Annotated in this window: 14 protein-coding genes; 5 read left to right on the forward strand and 9 right to left on the reverse strand. The window is 72.6% G+C overall.

The window, feature by feature from the left end; all coding sequences use genetic code 11:
* Window positions 1-9: 9 nt before the first annotated feature.
* Window positions 10-582, reverse strand: a complete 573-nt coding sequence (locus OG247_RS29025; protein ID WP_266881157.1) for a cob(I)yrinic acid a,c-diamide adenosyltransferase — start codon at window positions 580-582, stop codon at window positions 10-12.
* A 216-nt stretch (window positions 583-798) separates the two neighbouring features.
* Here OG247_RS29025 and OG247_RS29030 point away from each other — a divergent pair, with 216 nt between their 5' ends.
* The 3 genes from OG247_RS29030 to OG247_RS29040 all read left to right on the forward strand — a co-directional run bounded on the left by OG247_RS29030 (window position 799) and on the right by OG247_RS29040 (window position 5,360).
* Window positions 799-1,647 (forward strand): 3-hydroxyacyl-CoA dehydrogenase family protein, encoded by an 849-nt coding sequence (locus tag OG247_RS29030; protein ID WP_250744745.1) that lies wholly within the window; start codon window positions 799-801, stop codon window positions 1,645-1,647.
* A gap of 159 nt (window positions 1,648-1,806) precedes the next feature.
* On the forward strand, window positions 1,807-2,130 hold the full coding sequence (locus tag OG247_RS29035; RefSeq protein WP_243336243.1) for an STAS domain-containing protein: 324 nt from the start codon (window positions 1,807-1,809) through the stop codon (window positions 2,128-2,130).
* Between the two features lie 242 nt (window positions 2,131-2,372).
* A complete protein-coding gene (locus OG247_RS29040) occupies window positions 2,373-5,360 on the forward strand; it encodes an ATP-binding protein (RefSeq protein WP_327254972.1) in 2,988 nt (995 codons plus the stop codon).
* Window positions 5,361-5,379: 19 nt separating this feature from the next.
* Here OG247_RS29040 and nucS read toward each other — a convergent pair whose 3' ends face one another.
* Window positions 5,380-6,051: an endonuclease NucS gene (gene nucS, locus OG247_RS29045; protein WP_327254973.1), complete on the reverse strand. Its 672-nt coding sequence runs from the start codon at window positions 6,049-6,051 to the stop codon at window positions 5,380-5,382.
* A gap of 220 nt (window positions 6,052-6,271) precedes the next feature.
* On the opposite strand from nucS, the gene OG247_RS29050 reads away from it, so the two are divergent.
* Window positions 6,272-6,664, forward strand: coding sequence for an SCO5389 family protein (locus tag OG247_RS29050; RefSeq protein ID WP_327254974.1), 393 nt, complete (start codon window positions 6,272-6,274; stop codon window positions 6,662-6,664).
* 145 nt (window positions 6,665-6,809) lie between these two features.
* On the opposite strand, the gene OG247_RS29055 is transcribed toward OG247_RS29050, so the two are convergent.
* Window positions 6,810-7,850: an LLM class flavin-dependent oxidoreductase gene (locus OG247_RS29055; protein WP_327254975.1), complete on the reverse strand. Its 1,041-nt coding sequence runs from the start codon at window positions 7,848-7,850 to the stop codon at window positions 6,810-6,812.
* Window positions 7,851-8,091: 241 nt separating this feature from the next.
* Here OG247_RS29055 and OG247_RS29060 point away from each other — a divergent pair, with 241 nt between their 5' ends.
* On the forward strand, window positions 8,092-8,433 hold the full coding sequence (locus OG247_RS29060; protein ID WP_327254976.1) for an ATP/GTP-binding protein: 342 nt from the start codon (window positions 8,092-8,094) through the stop codon (window positions 8,431-8,433).
* A gap of 213 nt (window positions 8,434-8,646) precedes the next feature.
* Here the strand turns inward: OG247_RS29060 and OG247_RS29065 are convergent, their stop codons facing one another.
* The 6 genes from OG247_RS29065 to scy all read right to left on the reverse strand — a co-directional run bounded on the left by OG247_RS29065 (window position 8,647) and on the right by scy (window position 18,543).
* Window positions 8,647-9,507 (reverse strand): ABC transporter permease, encoded by an 861-nt coding sequence (locus OG247_RS29065; protein ID WP_327254977.1) that lies wholly within the window; start codon window positions 9,505-9,507, stop codon window positions 8,647-8,649.
* On the reverse strand, window positions 9,504-10,727 hold the full coding sequence (locus OG247_RS29070; protein ID WP_327254978.1) for an ABC transporter ATP-binding protein: 1,224 nt from the start codon (window positions 10,725-10,727) through the stop codon (window positions 9,504-9,506). The genes OG247_RS29065 and OG247_RS29070 overlap by 4 nt, the downstream gene beginning before the upstream one ends.
* Window positions 10,728-10,882: 155 nt before the next feature.
* Window positions 10,883-11,659, reverse strand: coding sequence for an ABC transporter permease subunit (locus tag OG247_RS29075; RefSeq protein WP_442813442.1), 777 nt, complete (start codon window positions 11,657-11,659; stop codon window positions 10,883-10,885).
* Window positions 11,660-11,661: 2 nt separating this feature from the next.
* Window positions 11,662-12,684, reverse strand: a complete 1,023-nt coding sequence (locus OG247_RS29080) for an ABC transporter ATP-binding protein (protein WP_327254979.1) — start codon at window positions 12,682-12,684, stop codon at window positions 11,662-11,664.
* A gap of 128 nt (window positions 12,685-12,812) precedes the next feature.
* Window positions 12,813-13,751: a cellulose-binding protein gene (locus OG247_RS29085; protein WP_327254980.1), complete on the reverse strand. Its 939-nt coding sequence runs from the start codon at window positions 13,749-13,751 to the stop codon at window positions 12,813-12,815.
* A 202-nt stretch (window positions 13,752-13,953) separates the two neighbouring features.
* Window positions 13,954-18,543: a polarized growth protein Scy gene (gene scy / locus OG247_RS29090; RefSeq protein ID WP_327254981.1), complete on the reverse strand. Its 4,590-nt coding sequence runs from the start codon at window positions 18,541-18,543 to the stop codon at window positions 13,954-13,956.
* Window positions 18,544-18,614: the final 71 nt, after the last annotated feature.

Raw genomic sequence — 18,614 nt, forward strand, 5'->3', positions numbered from 1 at the left:
CGACGGGCCCTAGCGGTCCCCGCCCGGGACCCACAGGACGTCGCCGACCTCCTTGTTGGCCGTGCGGGCCAGGATGAACAGGAGGTCGGAGAGGCGGTTGAGGTAGGTGGCGGTCAGCGGGTTCATGACCTCGCCGTGCGCCTCCAGGGCGGCCCACGTGGAGCGCTCGGCGCGCCGGACCACCGTGCAGGCCTGGTGCAGGAGGGCCGCGCCGGGGGTGCCGCCGGGGAGGATGAAGCTGCGGAGCTTCTCCAGCTCACCGTTGAAGAGGTCGCAGTCGGCCTCCAGCTTGTCCACGTAGAACTGCTCGACGCGCAGCGGCGGGTACTCGGGGTTCTCGGCGACCGGGGTGCAGAGGTCGGCGCCGACGTCGAACAGGTCGTTCTGCACCCGGACCAGGACCTTCACGACATCGGCGGGCAGCGAGCCGAGCGCGATCGCCGTCCCGATGGCCGCGTTGGCCTCGTTGGCGTCGGCGTACGCCGAGATCCGCAGATCGGTCTTGGCCGTGCGGCTCATGTCGCCCAGTGCGGTCGTGCCTTTGTCACCGGTGCGGGTGTAGATGCGCGTGAGGTTCACCATGCCGCCAGCCTAGTGCGGGCCAACTGCGGGCCCCTGTCGCACTGCTGGGCCGTCCCGGTGTGATGTCCGTCATCTGAGACGTGACGCGTGTTACTTCGCGGTCACTGCGCCCCTCTCGGACGCTAGTCTCCGCCGGAGAACGAACGAGGCTGTGCCGTATCTGAGGCCGTGTCCTATTGAAGGCCGTGTCCTATTTTTTAGAACTTGGGGTGTGCAGTGGCTGGGAAGCTCGCCGTCATCGGTGCCGGACTGATGGGTTCCGGAATCGCGCAGGTCTCCGCCCAGGCGGGTTGGGACGTCGTGCTGCGCGATGTGACCGATGCCGCTCTGACGCGCGGTACCGACGGGATCAAGGCCTCGTACGACAGGTTCGTCTCCAAGGGCAAGCTGACGGCCGAGGACGCCGAGGCGGCGCTGGCCCGCATCACCACGACCACCGAGCTCGAAGCGGTCGCCGACGCCGACATCGTCGTCGAGGCCGTCTTCGAGAAGCTGGAGGTCAAGCACGAGATCTTCCGCGCGCTCGACAAGCTCGTGCGCGAGGACGCGATCCTGGCCTCCAACACCTCCGCCATCCCGATCACCAAGATCGCGGCCGTGACGGAGCGTCCGGAGCGGGTCGTCGGCGCGCACTTCTTCTCGCCGGTGCCGATGATGCAGCTGTGCGAGCTCGTGCGCGGCTACAAGACGAGCGACGAAACCCTCGCCACCACCCGGGCGTTCGCCGAGTCGGTCGGCAAGACCTGCATCGTCGTCAACCGTGACGTTGCCGGATTCGTGACGACCCGTCTCATTTCGGCCCTGGTCGTCGAAGCGGCGAAACTGTACGAATCGGGCGTCGCCTCGGCCGAGGACATCGACATCGCCTGCAAGCTCGGCTTCGGGCACGCGATGGGCCCGCTGGCCACCGCGGACCTCACCGGCGTCGACATCCTGCTGCACGCCACCAGCAACATCTACACGGAGTCCCAGGACGAGAAGTTCGCGCCGCCGGAGCTGATGCGCCGCATGGTGGACGCGGGCGACATCGGCCGCAAGAGCGGTCAGGGCTTCTACAAGCACTGAGCACCAGTTCGAGTGCCTACACCCCACAGGGTGAATTAGGTATCGGTTCGCTCACGGTCGGCAACTTCCCCGCCCCCGAGGCAGTCAGTTGCAGTGAGAGTTGCCGACCACGGACCAGTCGGACCATACGCAATCAGTACCGCTCTGCCGGGAGTACACATGCACATCAGGGGCGACCACGCCGAACTCGCTGTCGGGGGTCGCCTCGACGTGCGCAGCGCGGCGGACGCCCGTACGGTCCTGCACACCGCCCTGGACGACGGTCACGGCGACCTCGTGCTGGACCTCACCGGGCTCGACTCCTGGGACGCGACGGGCCTCGGCGTGATCATGGGCGCCCACCGCCGGGCCGGCCGGACCGGCCGCCGGCTCGTCCTGCGCGGGGTCCCGCCGCAGATGCAGCGGCTGCTCGTGGCCACCCGGCTGCACCGGATCCTCGCGATCGAGGGCGGGCTGGAAGCGGAGTCGCTGCCGCGCGCGTGACGCCCCTACGCGGTTCACGTGCGCGGGGTCTGCGGTGCGGGGCGCGCGGGCCGTGCGGGTCCCGTGGGGCCCGCTCCAGAGGGCCTGCACAAACGTAACGGTCCGGTGGTGAAGGCACCCCTGCGGTACCGGCCCCGGCGGGCACGGTCTAGGGTTCGGGCGGAAACCGGACCAGTAGCGACAGCGGCGTGTGCGAAGGCCGGGCGGGACGACGGCGCACGGCGCGATCGGGGGACTTGGTCATGGACCGCAGCAGCACACAGGGGCAGGCCGATCCGGCGGAGCCGCCGGCGCGGGTGGTGACGCTGACGACCGGGGACCTCACCCTCACCGTGAACCCCGTCGACGGCAGCGAGATCGTCCGGACGCACCGCCCCGGCGGCGTCCCCGCCCCCGCCCCGGTCAAGCGCACCCCCGCCGCCCGCGCCTCCGCGGCGGCCGCCGCACGGCCCCCCGTACCGCCGGGCGCCCCGGGCTCCTCGCGGTCCCTGCTGGGCCGCGAGGAGGAACTCGAACGCCTCGTACGCCTCCTCACGCGCGGTCGCTCCGTACGGCTGACCGGGCCGCCCGGATCCGGGCGCACGGCGCTGCTCGACGCGGTCGCCGACGCCTGCGCGGACCTCGCCCCCGACGGGGTCGTACGGCTCTGCGGGTACGGACACCAGCAGCCCGGCGAGCTGCTCCAGGCGCTCTACGCCACCGTGTACGAGGCTCCGGCCGAACGCCCCGACCGCGCCGGGCTCCTCGCCCGGGTGGCCGAGATAGGCGCCGTCGTCCTCGTCGACGACCTCGACATGGGCGGCACCGCCCTCGACGAACTGCTCCGGGCCACGCCGGAGTGCGCGTACCTCCTGGCCACCACCCCCGACACCCGGGCCCCCTCCGACGACTCGCACCTCGAAGAGGTCTTCCTCGGCGGACTGTCCCGCGCCGACTGCGCGGCCCTGCTCGAAGCGGGCACCGGACGGCCGCTGACGGACGCGGAAACGGCCTGGGCCGGGGACCTGAGCTTCGCCTCCGAAGGACTGCCGCTGCGCTTCGTGCAGGGGGCCGCGCTCCTGCGCCAGCGCGACGAGCTCAACCGGACCGGCTACGACGACGAGGCCGACGAGGACGAGGAGCCCGGCGTCTTCCAGGAGAAGCCGCGCGACACCGTCTTCGTGCCGCTGCCGACGCTGGCCGAAGGCGCCGCTCCCGCGGAGCTGCTCGCCTCACGGGTCAGCGAGTCGGCGCGGGCCGCGCTGCGGATCGCCTGCGCGCTCGGCGGGGAGCTGCCGCACCACGCGCACCTGCCCGCGCTGGTCGGCGACACGCACGCCGACACGGCCGTCGCGGAGCTGCTCGACTGCGGGCTGCTGAGCCCCGTCGGGACGCGCCACCGGCTGGCCGCGGGGGTCGCGCGACAGCTCGAGGAGATCGGCTACGGAGACACCGCGGCCGAGGAGGCCCGTACGGCCGCCCGCCACTACGCCTGGTGGACCGGGCACACCTCGGTCAGCCCCGCGCGGGTCGCGGCGGAGGCCGACGCGGTGCTCGCGGCGCTGGCCGGAGCCGACGTGGTGGCCGCGGTACTGCTCGCACGGACGGCGGCACCGGCGTTCGCGGCCTCGCTGCACTGGGAGGCCTGGGAGCGGGTGCTGCGCGCGGGCGCGGAGGCCGCGCGGAAGGCCGGCGAGGTCGCGGAGCAGGCGTACTTCCACCACGAGCTGGGCGTACTGGCCCTGTGCGAGGGCCGGCTCGACCGGGCGCGGGCCGAACTGGAGGCCTCGATCGGGCTGCGCGGCGCGCTGGCCGACAAGCGGGGGACCGTCGCGGGACGGCGCGCTCTGGCCCTGGTCACCGACCGGGAGGCGGCGGAGGTCCAGACATCGCCGCCGCTGCGACTGGCTCCGCCGACCGCGTCTGCGTCTGCGGCGGGGGCCGGGGGAGCGGCGAAGTCGCCGGGGCCCGGTCAGCCGGGGGCGGGGGCACCGGGTGATCCGGGTCTCCTGCCGGTTCGAGGTCTGCCGGGTCTGCCGCCGGGTCCGGAGGCTGCGGGGGCTCCGCTGCTTCCTGGGGCTACCGGCGTTGCCGGCGCTGCCGCACCGGCTCCCGGGCTTCCTGCCCTTCCGGCGCCTCCCGGGCTTCCCCGGGCTGCCGGGGCCGCTCAGCTTCCTGCGGTTCCCGGGACCGAGGGGGCTCCGCCCGCTGCTGGAGCTCCCGGGGTTGCCCGGGCCGCTCGGACCACGCCGTTTCCTGAGGTTCGGCAGGGCCCGGGCGTTCCCGGTGCCGTAGGGACCTCGTTCGCTGCCGGTGCTGCCGGTGCTGCCGGTGCTGCCGGTGCTGCCGGTGCTGCCGGTGCTGCCGGTGCTGCCGGTGCTGCCGGTGCTGCCGGTGCTGCCGGTGCTGCCGGTGCTGCCGGTGCTGCCGGTGCTGCCGGGAATCCGTCGGCTCCTGGTGCTTTTCGGGCGCGTGGTGCTGCCGGGACGCCGTCCGCTCCCGTCGCACCCTCGGCTCCCGTGACTCCGGCGACCCTGTCGAAGGCCCTCGCCGCCCTGCCCGGGGCGGGTGCCGGGGCCGCCCCCGTAGCCGAGCACGCGGCGACGCGGGTTCCGGACGGCTTCACGACGGTGGTGCCCGCGGTGGCGCCGCCGGGCTCCGTCGCGCCCGCGACCCTTGCCGAGGTGTTCGAGGACGCCTTCCCGCTCACCCCCGAGCCGGCTCCGGCGCCCAGGGCGCTGCCCCAGGCGAAGCCGGGGCCCCGCCGCAAGCCGATGCTGCTGGCCGCCGCCGGGGCGGTGACCGTCGTGGTCCTGGGCACGGTGGTCGCCCTGGCGATGACCACCGAGGACGAGAAGCCGCCCGCGCAGGCGCCGGCGGTCTCCACGGCCCCGAGCTCGGAGGAGGCGCAGCCGCAGCCCAGTACGCCGGATCCGAGCGGAAGCGATCCCTCGCCGGAGCCGGAGCCCTCGTCCCCCACCTCGCAGGCGCCGGGTACGACCCCGCCGCCGCGCAAGTCCCCCTCGCCCACGCCGACGCCTTCGCCGACGCAGTCGTCGTCGAGCCCGGTGACGCCGCCTTCGCCGCCGGTGACGAGCTCGGCCCCGCCGGTGAGCAGTCCGCCGGCCTCCCCGACCCCGACTCCGACCCCGACCACGTCCGTGACGCCGAGCCCTACGAACACGACGCCGCCGGCAGTGCCGCAGCCCCCCACGGATTCCGAGGGCGAGCCGGAGACCGGGACCCCCTGATCGGCAGGACGCCCCCTGGCTAGAACAGGCGGAGCTTGTCGTCCTCGATGCCGCGCATCGCGTTGTAGTCGAGGACGACGCAGTCCATGCCGCGGTCGTTCGCCAGGACGCGGGCCTGGGGCTTGATCTCCTGGGCCGCGAAGACGCCCTTCACGGGCGACAGGTGCGGGTCCCGGTTCAGGAGCTCCAGGTACCGGGTGAGCTGTTCGACGCCGTCGATCTCGCCGCGGCGCTTGATCTCCACCGCCACCGTCGCGCCGGAGGCGTCCCGGCACAGGATGTCGACCGGTCCGATCGCGGTCATGTACTCGCGGCGGATCAGCGTGTAGCCCTCGCCGAGGGTCTCGATCCGGTCAGCCAGGAGCTCCTGCAGGTGGGCCTCGACCCCGTCCTTGATCAGGCCCGGGTCGGTGCCCAGTTCGTGCGAGGAGTCGTGGAGGACTTCCTCCATGGTGATGATGAGCTTCTCGCCCGCCTTGTTGACGACGGTCCAGACGCCGGCGTCGTCGCCGCTCCCCTCCTTGAGGGTGCACGGCGGCGACATCCAGTTGAGCGGTTTGTACGCTCGGTCGTCCGCGTGGATCGAGACACTGCCGTCGGCCTTCACGAGGATCAGACGGGGTGCCGAGGGCAGATGGGCGGTGAGCCGGCCCGCGTAATCGACGGAGCAGCGGGCAATGACGAGACGCATGGTCGGCAACGCTACTCGACGAGAAGGCATGCACGCGATTCGCCCCCGAAAGCCCCGTTCGAGGATGGCGCGTTGTATGCGCATTCTCCTGGTGCGGTACCCATGAGGCGCCTACCGTGGTGAGCGGGAGGTTGCGACTCGTGCACGCTGCGTCGCGATCTCCTTCCCTGCCCGTAAGGCTCCGGCAACCCAATCGGCCGGAGTCGCGAGAGGAGAACCCATGTCGCTCGACGTCTCACCGGCCCTACTCGAACAGGCCGAGCGAGGCGAGGTCGACGAAGCCGCTTTCGTCGACTGCGTCCGGACCTCCCTGCCCTACGCATGGGAGATGATCAGCTCGCTGGTGGCCCAGCTCAAGGTGGACGGCGGACAGTTCGCCGACAACCAGACGCCGCCGCCGGACGAGCAGGCGCGTGGCCAACTGCTGCGCGCTCTCGCGAGTGACGCGATACGGGGTGCGCTGCAGCGCCACTTCGGAGTGCGCCTGGCATTCCAGAACTGCCACCGGGTAGCGGTGTTCCCCCTGGACTCCGCGGTGGACGACCGGCTGGCCAAGTTCACTTCGATCCGTGGCCAGCTGCTCAACCAGTCGCCCGAAATGCGTGACTGTTAGCAGGAAGACCGCACGAACCGTACGACCGCACGACCAGCACGACCGCACCTCCGTACGACCGCACTCCGCACCGCCGTACGACCGTATCGCCGCACGACCGGTACCTCGCTGCCGCTCCGGTGCCAACGGAGCGGCAGCCCTGGTCTCAGCCGAGCCGGGGCAGCACCTCGGCGCCGAGGCGCCGGAGGTTCTCCTCGGTCGCGGCGAGGTCACCCGATCCCTCCGTCAGCAGGGCGAACCGCGTGATCCCCGTACGTTCCGAGGTGGCCGCCAGTCGGTCGGCCGCCAGCTCCGGTGTTCCCACGGGGTGGAGATCGCACAACAGCTCGGTGTACGCGACCGGGTCCCGCATCGCCCGCTGCCGTCCGTCCACCGTGACGTGCGCGTCCAGGCCCTGCTTGAGCCAGCCCGGCATCGCCTTCAGCAGCGTTTCGCGGGCGTCCGCCGTCCGGTCCGCGAGCTGGCAGACCCCGGCCGACACGTGGCCGGCCTCGGGCGAATGCCCCGCGGCCCGCGCCGTACGCCGCCACAGCTCGACCATGGCGGCCTTGTCCTCGTCCCCGCAGTGCATGCCCAGCAGCATCGGCAGTCCGCGCTCCGCGGCCATGCGTACCGAGCCGGGAGAGGTGCAGGCGACGATCAGTTCCGGCCCTGTCCCGTCCCCGTGCAGCGCCTCCGACGCACGCGGTACGACGGCCACTTCGCGGAAGCCGTGCCGGCCGCCGGCCGCCGCCCCCGTCGCTGCCGGCGCCCCCACGCGCGGCTCGGTCAGCCAGCGCCGCAACAGGTCCAAATCCTCCGGGAAGCGGTTCTCGTACGCGTCGAGCCCGCCGCCGAAGACCTCCAGGTCCACCCAGGGGCCGCCCCGGCCCACCCCCAGGGTGAAGCGTCCCTCCGAGGTCAGGTGCAGCAGGGCCGCCTGCTCGCCCAGGGCCACCGGGTGGGTGCTCGGCAGGACGCTCACCGCCGTGCCCACGCGCAGCCGCCGGGTGAGGCCCAGCATCAGGGCCGCCAGGGTCACCGCGGACGGGCAGACCCCGTACGGGACGAAATGGTGCTCGGCGAGCCAGACCGAGTCGAGCCCGGCCTCCTCGGCCACCTCGGCGGTCCGCACCGCCCGGTGCAGTGCCTCGCCCTGTCCCTGTCCCGGGAACTGGGCCGCCAGTACAAATGCTCCTACGCGCATCGCCTTTAGCCTCCTCGCGGCTGACGCGGCCTCCCCCAGGCGGACCGTTTTCCTCATCGGCAACAACGTCTGACACGTGCCAAAGGCACGGCCTGACCGGAAAGTTATTGGGATTGTCAGGCCAGTCGCACCGACCGGCGGCCCGCTCCTACGGTCGTCTTCGGACACCCTGCGGGTACCCGGGCTCGCTGCGCGTAGTCTGGGAGAAAGTCACTGCCGTCCGCCCATCCGTGAGGTATACGTGTCACCGCGCCACAACCGCCCCAGGGGCGGCGAGAATCCAGCCGATCGTTCGGACCAGGGCTCGGGCCCGGGCAGTCTGGACCGGTACGGCCTGGAGCGCACGGAGGAGTACCAGGGCGAGGACTGGAAGGTCCGGCACGTCGCGGGCGCGAGCGCCGCGGGCAAGCGCTACCGCTGCCCCGGCTGCGACCAGGAGATCCCCTCCGGCACCCCGCACCTGGTGGCCTGGCCCGAGTACGGCGGGGTCGACGACCGCCGGCACTGGCACAAGGCCTGCTGGAACGCGAAGGACCGCCGCACCACCAAGGTGCAGCGGTCCCGCAACGCCCCCAAGCATTAGAGGGCGCGGCCTGGCGGACGGGGCCCGACCGGCACGATCCGGACGGGCCCGCTTAGTGCTGTGACCGGAAAGGTTCACCGGGTCGCGACGCCCGGTACGGCACCTCGCCGCGTTGTCGGACCACGCCGGTACGTCCAGTACGAGGCGCGGTCCTCCGCCTTGCGATGCACCGCACCGAACGCCGCGACCCGGCAAACCTTTCCGGCCACAGCACTAGACGTCCCGGCGGCCGACCACCACGTACGAGCCGGCGACCGCGGCGCCCGTCAGCAGCAGGATCACCGTCATGTGACTCAGGCTGCCCGGGATCACCATCTCGCCGGACGCCGGGTCCGAGGCGTTGGTCGGCATGCCGAACAGCTCCATCATCGCCACCGGGGCGTTGTACTGGAGCAGGATCCGGCCGACCGGTGCGACGGCCTCCCAGATGCTGAGCACTCCGCCTATCACCGGCGGCAGCGTGACGACGCCGAGCATCACGGCGATCCCCCCGGCCGAGTGCCGCACCAGCGCCCCGACCGCCAGGGCCAGTACGCCGAGCAGGGTGACGTAGAGGCTGCCCACGAGTCCGGACGCCCACTCGGAAGGCGGGTGGTGCCCGGCGCCCGGGCCGTCGCGCAGGATCGACGCGGCCAGCCCCACCAGGCAGACCGACCCGGCCGTGGTGAGGAACGCGGTGATGCCGAAGACGAGGTACTTCGCGGTGAGCACCCGGTACCGGTCGGGGGCCGCAGTGAAGGTGGTGCGGACCAGGCCGGTGCCGTACTCGGAGGTGATCGTCAGTACCCCGAGCACCATCAACGCCAGCTGACCGACCAGCAGCCCGAACAGGGCGGGGGCGATGAACGGCATCTGCTCGTAGTCCAGCGACCGGGTCTGCACGATGACCGTGCCGCCGATGCCGACGACGAGCAGCACCAGCACGCCGAGCGTCCACATCGTGGAGCGCACCGAGGTCAGCTTCGTCCACTCCGAGGCCAGTGCGTGCCCCAGGTGCGGCCGGGGGGTCGGCAGCGGCGAGGTGTAGCCCGCCGGGTCCCGGTCCCCGGTGGTCGCGGTCGTCGGGGCGGTCATCGGGTGTCCTCGGGCTTCTGGGCGGGGGTGTGCACGGGATCGGGAGCGTGCGCGGGATCGGGGGTGCGCACGGGATCGGGGGAGGGCGAGGTGCCGGGGGAGGGCTCGGTCCCCGAGGACGCGGCCCCGGGGCCGGCGAGCTCGCCGGGGCTGCCGGGCATCAGGAACGGCCGGCCACCGGTCCCGGGCGGCGGGGGCGCGAAGAAGCCCGCCTGCGGGACCCGGAGGGCGTCGGCCGCCTCGTCTTCCTCCCACTTCGGGACGCTCAGCGGCTCGGGCTCCCAGAGCTCGGCACGCGGGTCCTCGGTGGAGGTGTACTCGACGGAGGACTGCGTCATCCGCATGTACGCCTCCTCCAGCGAGGCCCGGTGCGGCGACAGCTCCCACAGCCGTACGCCGGCCGCGTGCGCGAGGTCGGAGATCCGCGGCAGCTCCAGCCCGGTCACCCGCAGCGCTCCGTCGGGCTCCCGCAGGACCCGGCCGCCCGCCCGGGTGAGGACGGAGCCGAGGGTGTCCCAGCCGCCCGGGTCGGTGTCGGCCGTGCGGACCCGGGCGAATCCGGCCGAATTGTGGGTGATGAAGTCCTGGGTGCTCATGTCGGCGAGCAGCCGGCCCCGGCCGATCACGATCAGGTGGTCGGCGGTCAGCGCCATCTCGCTCATGAGGTGCGAGGAGACGAAGACCGTACGGCCCTCGGAGGCGAGCCGGCGCATCAGATTGCGGACCCAGAGGATGCCCTCGGGGTCGAGGCCGTTGACCGGCTCGTCGAAGAGCAGCACCTGGGGGTCGCCGAGTAGGGCGGTCGCGATGCCGAGGCGCTGGCCCATGCCGAGCGAGAAGCCCTTGGCGCGCTGCCGGGCCACGTCCTGCAGGCCCACGACGCCCAGCACCTCGTCCACCCGCTTCTCGGGGATCCCGGAGAGCTGGGCGATCGACAGCAGGTGGGTACGGGCCCGGCGGCCGCCGTGGACGGCCTTGGCGTCGAGCAGGGCCCCGACGTGCCGCTGGGCGTTCGGGAGCTCGCGGAAGGGCAGGCCGTTGATCGTGACCCGGCCGGCGGTGGGCCGGTCCAGGCCGACGATCATGCGCATCGTGGTGGACTTCCCGGAGCCGTTGGGCCCCAGGAATCCCGTCACGTGACCGGGCTTGACCTGGAAGGAAAGGTCGTCGACAGCGGTCTTCGCGCCGAAGCGCTTGGTCAGGCCGACTGCCTCGATCATCTTGCTGCCCCTTGCCAGGCCGGGACGACTCTCGCCCGCGTAAGGGTTAAGAGGATATCCAGTCCCCTGCGGTTCCACGTCGTCCCGGACCCTGAGCTACCCCTGAGAACCGACCCGGGGATCCCCCGTACGACCCGGGGGGCCCGCGTAGTACGTCAGGCGTCCCTCTTCTTGAGGACGAGGTAGCCGCCGATGGCCGAGGCGGCCACCCACAGGAGCATGATCCCGAGGCCGCCCCAGGGGCCGTAGGGGGTCTCGGGGCTGCCCATCGCTTCCGGCACCACCTGCATGATCTTGGATCCCGCCTTGTCGGGCAGGTACTGGCCGTACTTGCGGGTCGCCTCGAATCCGCTGAGGAGGTTCGAGACGATCAGGAAGAACGGGATCAGGATGCTGATCGAGGCGACCGAGCTGCGCAGCATGGTGGCCACGCCCATGGAGAAGAGGGCGAGCAGTGCCATGTACACGCCGGCGCCGACGACCGCCCTCAGGACGTTGTCCTCGCCGATGCCGATGCTGCGGTCGCCCAGGATGGCCTGGCCGAGGAAGAACGACACGAAGCTGGTCACCAGCCCGACCACCAGGGCCAGCGCCGTGGCCACGGCGAACTTGCCCGCCAGGAAGCCGCCGCGTCCGGGCACGGCGGCCAGCGAGGTGCGGATCATGCCCGAGCTGTACTCGGAGCTGACGACCATCACGCCGAAGACGATCATGGCCAGCTGGCCGAAGCCCATTCCGGTGAAGCTCAGCAGGGTGGGGTCGAAGGTGGCCTGTTCGACCTCGCTCATGTCGTCGAAGGTCGCGTTGACCAGGGCGCAGAATCCGGCGCCGAACCCGACGGTGACGAGGAAGGCGAGGGCGAGGGTCCAGCTGGTGGAGGCGACCGTGCGGATCTTGGTCCACTCGGACTGGAGGAGTGCGGAGAAAGCCATGATCACTCGCCGCCCTTGCGCTTCGCCTCGAAGCCGGCGCCCCACGCGGGTACGTCGGCAGGCCGGGCCGGGTTGTCCAGCGCCATGCCCGGTGCCGGCGGGAGCCCGCCCACCCCCGGTGCGTGGGCGTGGTACTCGACGGAATCCGCCGTCATGCGCATGAACGCTTCCTCCAGTGAAGCCCGCTGCGGGCTGAGTTCGTGCAGCACGATCTGGTGCTGGGCGGCGAGCTCGCCGAGCTTCTCCGACTCCACGCCGTCGATCTCCAGGGCGCCGGTGGCCGGGACGCTGATGGCGTCGATACCGGCCTCGTGCAGGACGTCCTTCAGCCGCTCCTGTTGCGGCGTGCGGACGCGCACGTAACTGCGGGAGTTCTGCTGGATGAAATCCGCCATGGACAGGTCGGCCAGCAGTTTTCCCTGTCCGATGACGACCAAATGCTCTGCGGTCAGGGCCATTTCGCTCATCAGATGGGAAGAAACGAAGATCGTCCTTCCCTCTGCCGCGAGCCCCTTCATCAGATTGCGGATCCAGAGAATTCCCTCCGGGTCCAGACCATTGACGGGTTCGTCGAACATCAAGATCTCCGGGTCGCCGAGCAGCGCGGCGGCGATGCCGAGCCGCTGGCCCATGCCCAGCGAGAATCCCTTCGACTTCTTCTTCGCCACGGCCGTCAGGCCGACCAGGTCCAGTACTTCGGAGACCCGGCTGCTCGGGATCCGGTTCGACTGGGCGAGGCAGAGCAGGTTGTTGTACGCGCTGCGTCCGCCGTTCATCGACTTCGCGTCCAGCAGTGCCCCGATGTACTTCAGCGGCTCCGGCAGGTCCCGGTAGTGCTTCCCGTCGATCCGGACCGTACCGCTGGTCGGATTGTCGAGGTCGAGCATCATGCGCATGGTCGTGGACTTCCCTGCCCCGTTGGGGCCGAGGAAGCCGGTGACCACCCCCGGTTTGACCTGGAAGCTGAGGTTGTCCACGGCGGTCTTCGCGCCGAATCGTTTCGTAAGGCCCTCAAGCTCGATCATTCCGCCACGCTAGAACGCCGAAGGGCCCTACGCCACCTCTCACGGGTGACGAAGGGCCCTCGGTGTCGAAGTGGATTGTCACCTTCCGGCAACCCTCCGGCGACCGGCGGCTACCGATCAGTAGCCGACTAGCGGCTCTGCTGCGCCGGAACGCCGCGGGTGACCGGCTCGTCGTCGATCGGCGCGGAGGCGGCCGCGACCGCGGCACCCGTCAGCGTCGCCAGCATCTCGCGGACGTTGGTGAGCTGCGCGTTGATCGAGTCGCGGCGGTTGGTGAGCGCCGCCAGCTCGCGCTCGGACTCGCTGCGGATCCGGTCGGCCTTGGCGTTCGCGTCGGCCACGATGTCCTCGGCCTGGCGCTGCGCGGTCTCCACGGTCTGGCGGGCGCGACGCTCGGCGTCCGTACGGAGCTTCTCGGCCTCCAGGCGCAGCTGCTCCGCGCGGTGCTCGATCTCCGCGAGACGCTTCTCGGCCTTGGCCTGACGGCCGGCCAGGTCACGCTCGGACTGCTCGCGGCGCTTGGCCAGGTTGGTCTCGAAGTCCGCGGCGGCCTGGGCGGCCTTGGCGCGGGTCTCCTCGAAGAGCGCGTCGGCCTCCTCGCGCTTGGAGGCGGCGTCCTTCTGGGCCTCGGTGCGCAGGGAAGCCGCGTCGCCCTTGGCCTTCTCGACGATCCGGACGCCCTCGTCCTCGGCGGTCGACTTCCGGTCGGCGGCGAACGACTCGGCGTCGTTGCGCACCTGCTGGGCGGCCGACTCGGCGAGCTCGCGGTGCTGCTCGGCCGCGCGACGGGCCTCCTCACGGAGGTCCTTCGCCTCCTCCTCGGCCAGGCGCAGGATCTTCTCGACCCGGGCGCCGAGACCGGCGTACGACGGCTCGGCGTCGCTCACCTGAGCCTGGGCGTTCTGCGTCTCGAGGTGCAACTCCTCGATCCGCTTTTCCAGAGAGTTGATACGTCCTAGGGCGCTGTCGCGGTCGGAGACCAGCTTGGTGATGCGGTCGTCCACCTGACCGCGGTCGTAACCACGCCGCACGAGCTCGAAGCCGAAGGGGGAGGATGTGTCGCTCATGGGGTTCCTGTCGAATGAGACCGATGAGGTGCTACGCGGGGTGTTAGGTGTTAAGGGGAATCCTAGGCGCCAAGACGGCGTGTCATCGAGTCAATCCGCGTTTGATCTGGACAATGACACCCCTTTTGAGTGGCAAGGCGACAGAATGCTTGTCACTCGTTCGCCTGAACCTCCATCAGGAGCACAGCGTCGAGCGTGCTGACTAGCCCTCTGACGTCTTGCCACCCGAACGAGTGGAACCCGCTGTCGCACCGGCCTTCACGCCCCCCGCGCCCTGACCGCCGACCCCGGGCTTCGCGCCACCCGAAGGCGCCTCGAATGATTCCAACGCCTCAAGAACGTCCTGGACACGGGAGATCTCCGCCTGAATGTCCTCGCGCCTGCGCACGAGGACCTCCAGCTCGCGCCGGCCCTCCTCGACGAGCCGCTCGGCCTCGGCCTTCGCCTCCGCGAGAGCCCCCTCGGCGGCCCGGACCAGCTCGGCCTTCTTCTGCTCGGCCTCCTTGAGCAGCGCCTCCGCCTTGCGCACCGCGGCGATGCGGACCTTGCTCGCCTCACTGCTCGCGTCCGACACCAGCGCCTTGGCCTTCGCGTCGGCCTCGACGCTCTGCTCGGTCGCCGCCCGCACCAGCTTGTCCACGCGCTCGCCGGCCGACTTCATCTGCTCGGCCGACTCGCGGCGGGCCCGCTCGTGCAGCTCCTCGACCTCCGCCTCGACGCGGCCGCGCAGCTCCTCCGCCCGATCCCTTATGGCCGACGCGTCGCTGCGCGCCCCGACCAGCAGCTCGTCGGCGTCCGTACGGGCCTTCTCCACCAGGGAGTTGCCCTCCACGGTCGCCTCGGAGGAGATCCGCGCCGCTTCCTTGCGCGCCGCGTCGACCATCGCGTCCGCCTGCTCCTCGGCCGCCGTCGTGGCGGCCAGGGCCTGCTTCTGCGCGTCCCCGGTGAGCTTCTCGGCCTCCGAGGACGCCTCCGTGATGAGCCGGTCGACCTGGGTCGCGGCCTCGCTGCGGCGCTTGTTGGCCTCTTCGCGGGCCTCGTCCAGCACCCGCTCCGACGCGGTGCGCGCCTCGCCCCGGATCCGCTCCGCCTCGGTGGCGGCCTCGGCCTTGACCCGCTCGGCCTCGGACCGGGTGCGGGTCGCGTGCTCCTGCGCCGAGGACAGCGCCTCGGAGGCCTCGGCCCGCAGCCGCTCGGCCTCGTTCGCCGCCTCGCCGACCGTGCGCTCGGTGTCCTTGCGGGTCTGCTCGGTGAGCCGGTCCGCCTCCGCGATGGCCTCGCCGACCAGGTGGTCCGCCTGCTCGGCGGCCTCGGTACGGATCCGGCCCGCCTCGGCGCGCGCCTCGTCCAGGGTCCGCTCGGACTCCCGCTCGGCGCCCGCCAGCGTCTCGTTGGCCGCGACCGTGACCCGGTCCGCCTCCGCGGTGGCCTCGCCGATGATCCGGCCGCCCTCCGCGCGGGCGTCGTCCAGGGTGCGTGCCGCCTCGGCGCGCAGCCGGTCGGCCTCCGCCGCGGCCTCGCCGACGGTGGCCTCGTTGGCCGTGCGCGTCTCCTCGACGAGCCGGTCGCCCTCGGTTCGCGCGTCGACGAGGATCCCCGTCGCGTCCCGCTCGGCCCCGGCCAGCGTCTGGGCGGCCTGCGCCGTGAGGCGCCCCGCCTCCGCCTTCGCCCCGTCCAGGGCGGCGGCCGCCTCGGCGCGCAGCGCCTCGGCCGCGGCCTGTGCCTCGCCGATCGTGGCCTCGTTGGCCGCGCGGGTCTCCTCGGTGTGCCGCTCGGCCTCCGTGGTGGCCTCGGAGATCAGGCGGTCCGCCTGCTCGGCAGCCTCCGTACGCAGCCGGTTGGCCTCGGAGCGGGCCTCGTCCAGCGTGCCCGCGGCCTCGGTACGGGTCGCCTCCGCGGAGGCCTCGGCCTCGGCCGTGAGCCGCGCCGCCTGTGCCTGTGCCTCGCCGATCGTGGCCTCGTTGGCCGCGCGGGTCTCCTCGGTGCGGCGCTCGGCCTCGGCCGTGGCCTCCGCGACGAGCCGGCCGCCCTCGGTACGAGCGGCCTCCAGGACCTCCGCGGCCTCGCCGCGGATCCGGTTGGCATCGTCCCGGGCGTCGGCCTTCGTACGGGCCGCGTCGCGCTCGGAGGCGGCCAGCGCGTCGGTGGCCTCCGTGCGCACCCGCTGCGCGTACTCCGCCGTGTCCGTGCGCAACTGCTCGGCCTCGGCGATCGCGTCGCCGACCGTCCGCTCGGCCAGCGCCTTCGCCGCGTCCGTCTCGGTGCGCGCCTCGCTGCGGATCCGGTTGGCGTCCTCGGTGGCCCGCTCCCGCTCCGCGTACGCGTCGGCGCGGACCCGGCCGGACTCCTCCTCGGCCTCCGTCCTCGTACGCTCCGCCGCGTGCTCGGCCGCGCTGCGCAGCCCCGCGACCTCTTCCTCGGCCTGCTCGTGCAGCCCGGCCACCGCGTCGCGCACCTGCTGGGCGGTGGCCTCGGCCGCCGCGACCACCTCGGACGCCCGCCGCTCGGCCTCCTCGGTGAGCCAGACCGCCTCGGCCGTGGCCTCCTCGGAACGCTTGCGGGCCTGGGCGAGGAGCTCCTCGCTCTCCTCCCGGGCCTGCGCCCGCTCGCTCTCCGCGTCCGTACGCGCCGAAGCCAGCGTCTCCTCGGACTCCCGGCGGCGCCTCGCGGCCTCCTCCTGGGCGGCGGCCAGCGCCTCGGCCGCCTCCTGCGCGACCCGCTCGGCGGCGGCCTTGGCCTCCGCGCGCAGCCGGTCCGCGGTCTCCTGCGCCTCGGAGCGCAGCCGCTCCGCCTCGGCCTCGGCCTCGCCGGTCAGCCGTACCGCGTTCTGCTCGGCCTCCGCGCGGACCCGGCCGGCGTCCTCGGCGGCGTCGGTCCGCAGCTGGTCGGCCTCCGACTCCGACTGCGCCTGCAGCGTGCGGATCCGCTCCGCCGACTCCGCGCGGAGCCGGTCGCTCTCCTCGGTGGTCTCCTTGCGGATGTTCTCGGCGGCCGTCCGGGCGTCGCGCAGCGTCTGCTCGGCGGTCGCGAGGCGCCCCTCGGCATCCGTGTGCAGCCGGACGAGCTCCTCGTCGGCCTCCGCCCGCTTCGCCGACAGCGCCCGCTCGGTCTCCTCGCGCCGTACGGCCGCCGCGGCGTCCGCCTCGGCCCGTACGGACTCCGCCTGCTCCTCGGCCTCGGCGCGCAGCCGCTCGGCCTCGGCGCGGGTCCGCTCCAGGGTCTCCTCGGCCTGCTTGCGCAGGGTGGTGGCCCGCTCGACGGCCTCGCCGCGGACCCGCTCGCTCTCGGCGTTCGCTCCGGAGCGCACCTCGTCGGCGTCCGCCCGGGACTTGCCCAGCAGCTCCTCGGCGGTGCGGGCCGCCTCCTCGATCTGCTGGACCGCCTCGCGACGGGCCTCGCCGCGGATCCGCTCGCCCTCGGCGACGGCCTCCGCACGCAACTGCTCGGCCTCGCCGCGCAGCCGGCGGGCCTCCTCCTGGAGCTCGACCGTGCGGGCCCGGTACTCCTCCGTGTCGTCCTTCGCGGCGCCCTTGAGCTCATCGGCCGTGGCCGCGGCCTGGGCACGCAGCCGCTCGGCCTCCGCCTCCGCCTCGCCGCGGATCCGCTCGGCCTCCTCGGACGCCGCCCGGGTGGTGGCGCGGGCGTCCTCCGAGGCCTTGTTCAGGACCTCCTCGGCGGTGCGGGCCGCCTTCGCCAGCTGGGCCGCCGTGTCCTCGGCCGCCGCGGTACGGGCCTGCTCGCCGGCCTCGGCGCGCAGCCGCTCGGTCTGCGCGCGGGCATCGGCGAGCGCCTGCTCGGCCTCGGCCTTGAGGGTCTCGGCCTCCTTGTTGGCCTCGCCCACCAGGCGGGCCACCTGCTCCTTGGCCGTACGGGTGCGCTGCTCGTTGACGGATTCCGCCGAGGCGAGCTGCCGTGCGGCGCTCTCCTTGGCCTCCGCCAGCAGCTTCTCCGCGGCGGCGCGTGCCTCCCGCAGGGCGCCGTCGGCCTCCTGGGCGCGCTGCTCCGCGACCCGGCCCAGGTCCATCGTCTGCTGGCGGGTCTGCTCGGCCTCGGCGGAGGTGGTGGAGCGCAGCCGCTCCGCGTGCTCGGTGGCCTCCTGGGCCTGCGCGGAGGCGGCGGTCAGCAGCCGCTCGGCCTCCTTGCGGGCGCGCAGCAGCGTCGACTCGGCCTCGGCGCGGGCGGCTTCGTTCTCGGAGGCGAGCCGGCGGGTGGCCTCGGAGGCGACCCGGGCGGCCTCGGCGCGGGCGGTGTTGAGGGTCTGCTCGGCCTCGACGCGGGACTCGTCCATGAGCCGGCGGGCCTGCGATTCGGTGCGGGCGCGCAACTGCTCGGCCCAGGCCACGTTCTCGTTGACGTGGGCTTCCACCGTCTGGCGGCGCTCGCTCAGCTCCTGGTCCAGGCGCTGACGGCGGTTGACGGCCTCGGCGTGCAGTTCGGCCTGGAGGCGCGCCTGGTGCTCGGCGTGCTCCTGGAGGATGCGCTGGGTCTGGGCCCGTACGTCGCGCAGTTCGCGCTCGGCGTCGGAGCGCATCTGGTCGGCCTGGATCTGGGCATTGCGGAGCAGCTGCTCCGCCTGGTAGCCCATGTCCGCGCCGTCGTAGGCGGGGCGGGACGCCAGATTGCGGCGTACCTCGTGGAGCTTGGCGCGCAGCACCTCGACCTGGTACCCCAGGTCATCGGCGTGCTGGACGGCCTTCCCGCGTTCCTTCTTCAGCCGCTCCATCTCGGCTTCGAAGCGCGAGAGATGGTCGGCCTCGGCCTGATGGCTCTCCTGGCTTTCGTAGCCCCGCACAGCGCGGTCCCATCCGTCCCCTGGTCGCAAGCCCGATCCCAAACGAGCGCCGTCCGCCCGCTGAACGACGC

Origin of the sequence: Streptomyces sp. NBC_01244, assembly GCF_035987325.1 — a bacterium.
Taxonomy (GTDB): Bacteria; Actinomycetota; Actinomycetes; order Streptomycetales; family Streptomycetaceae; genus Streptomyces.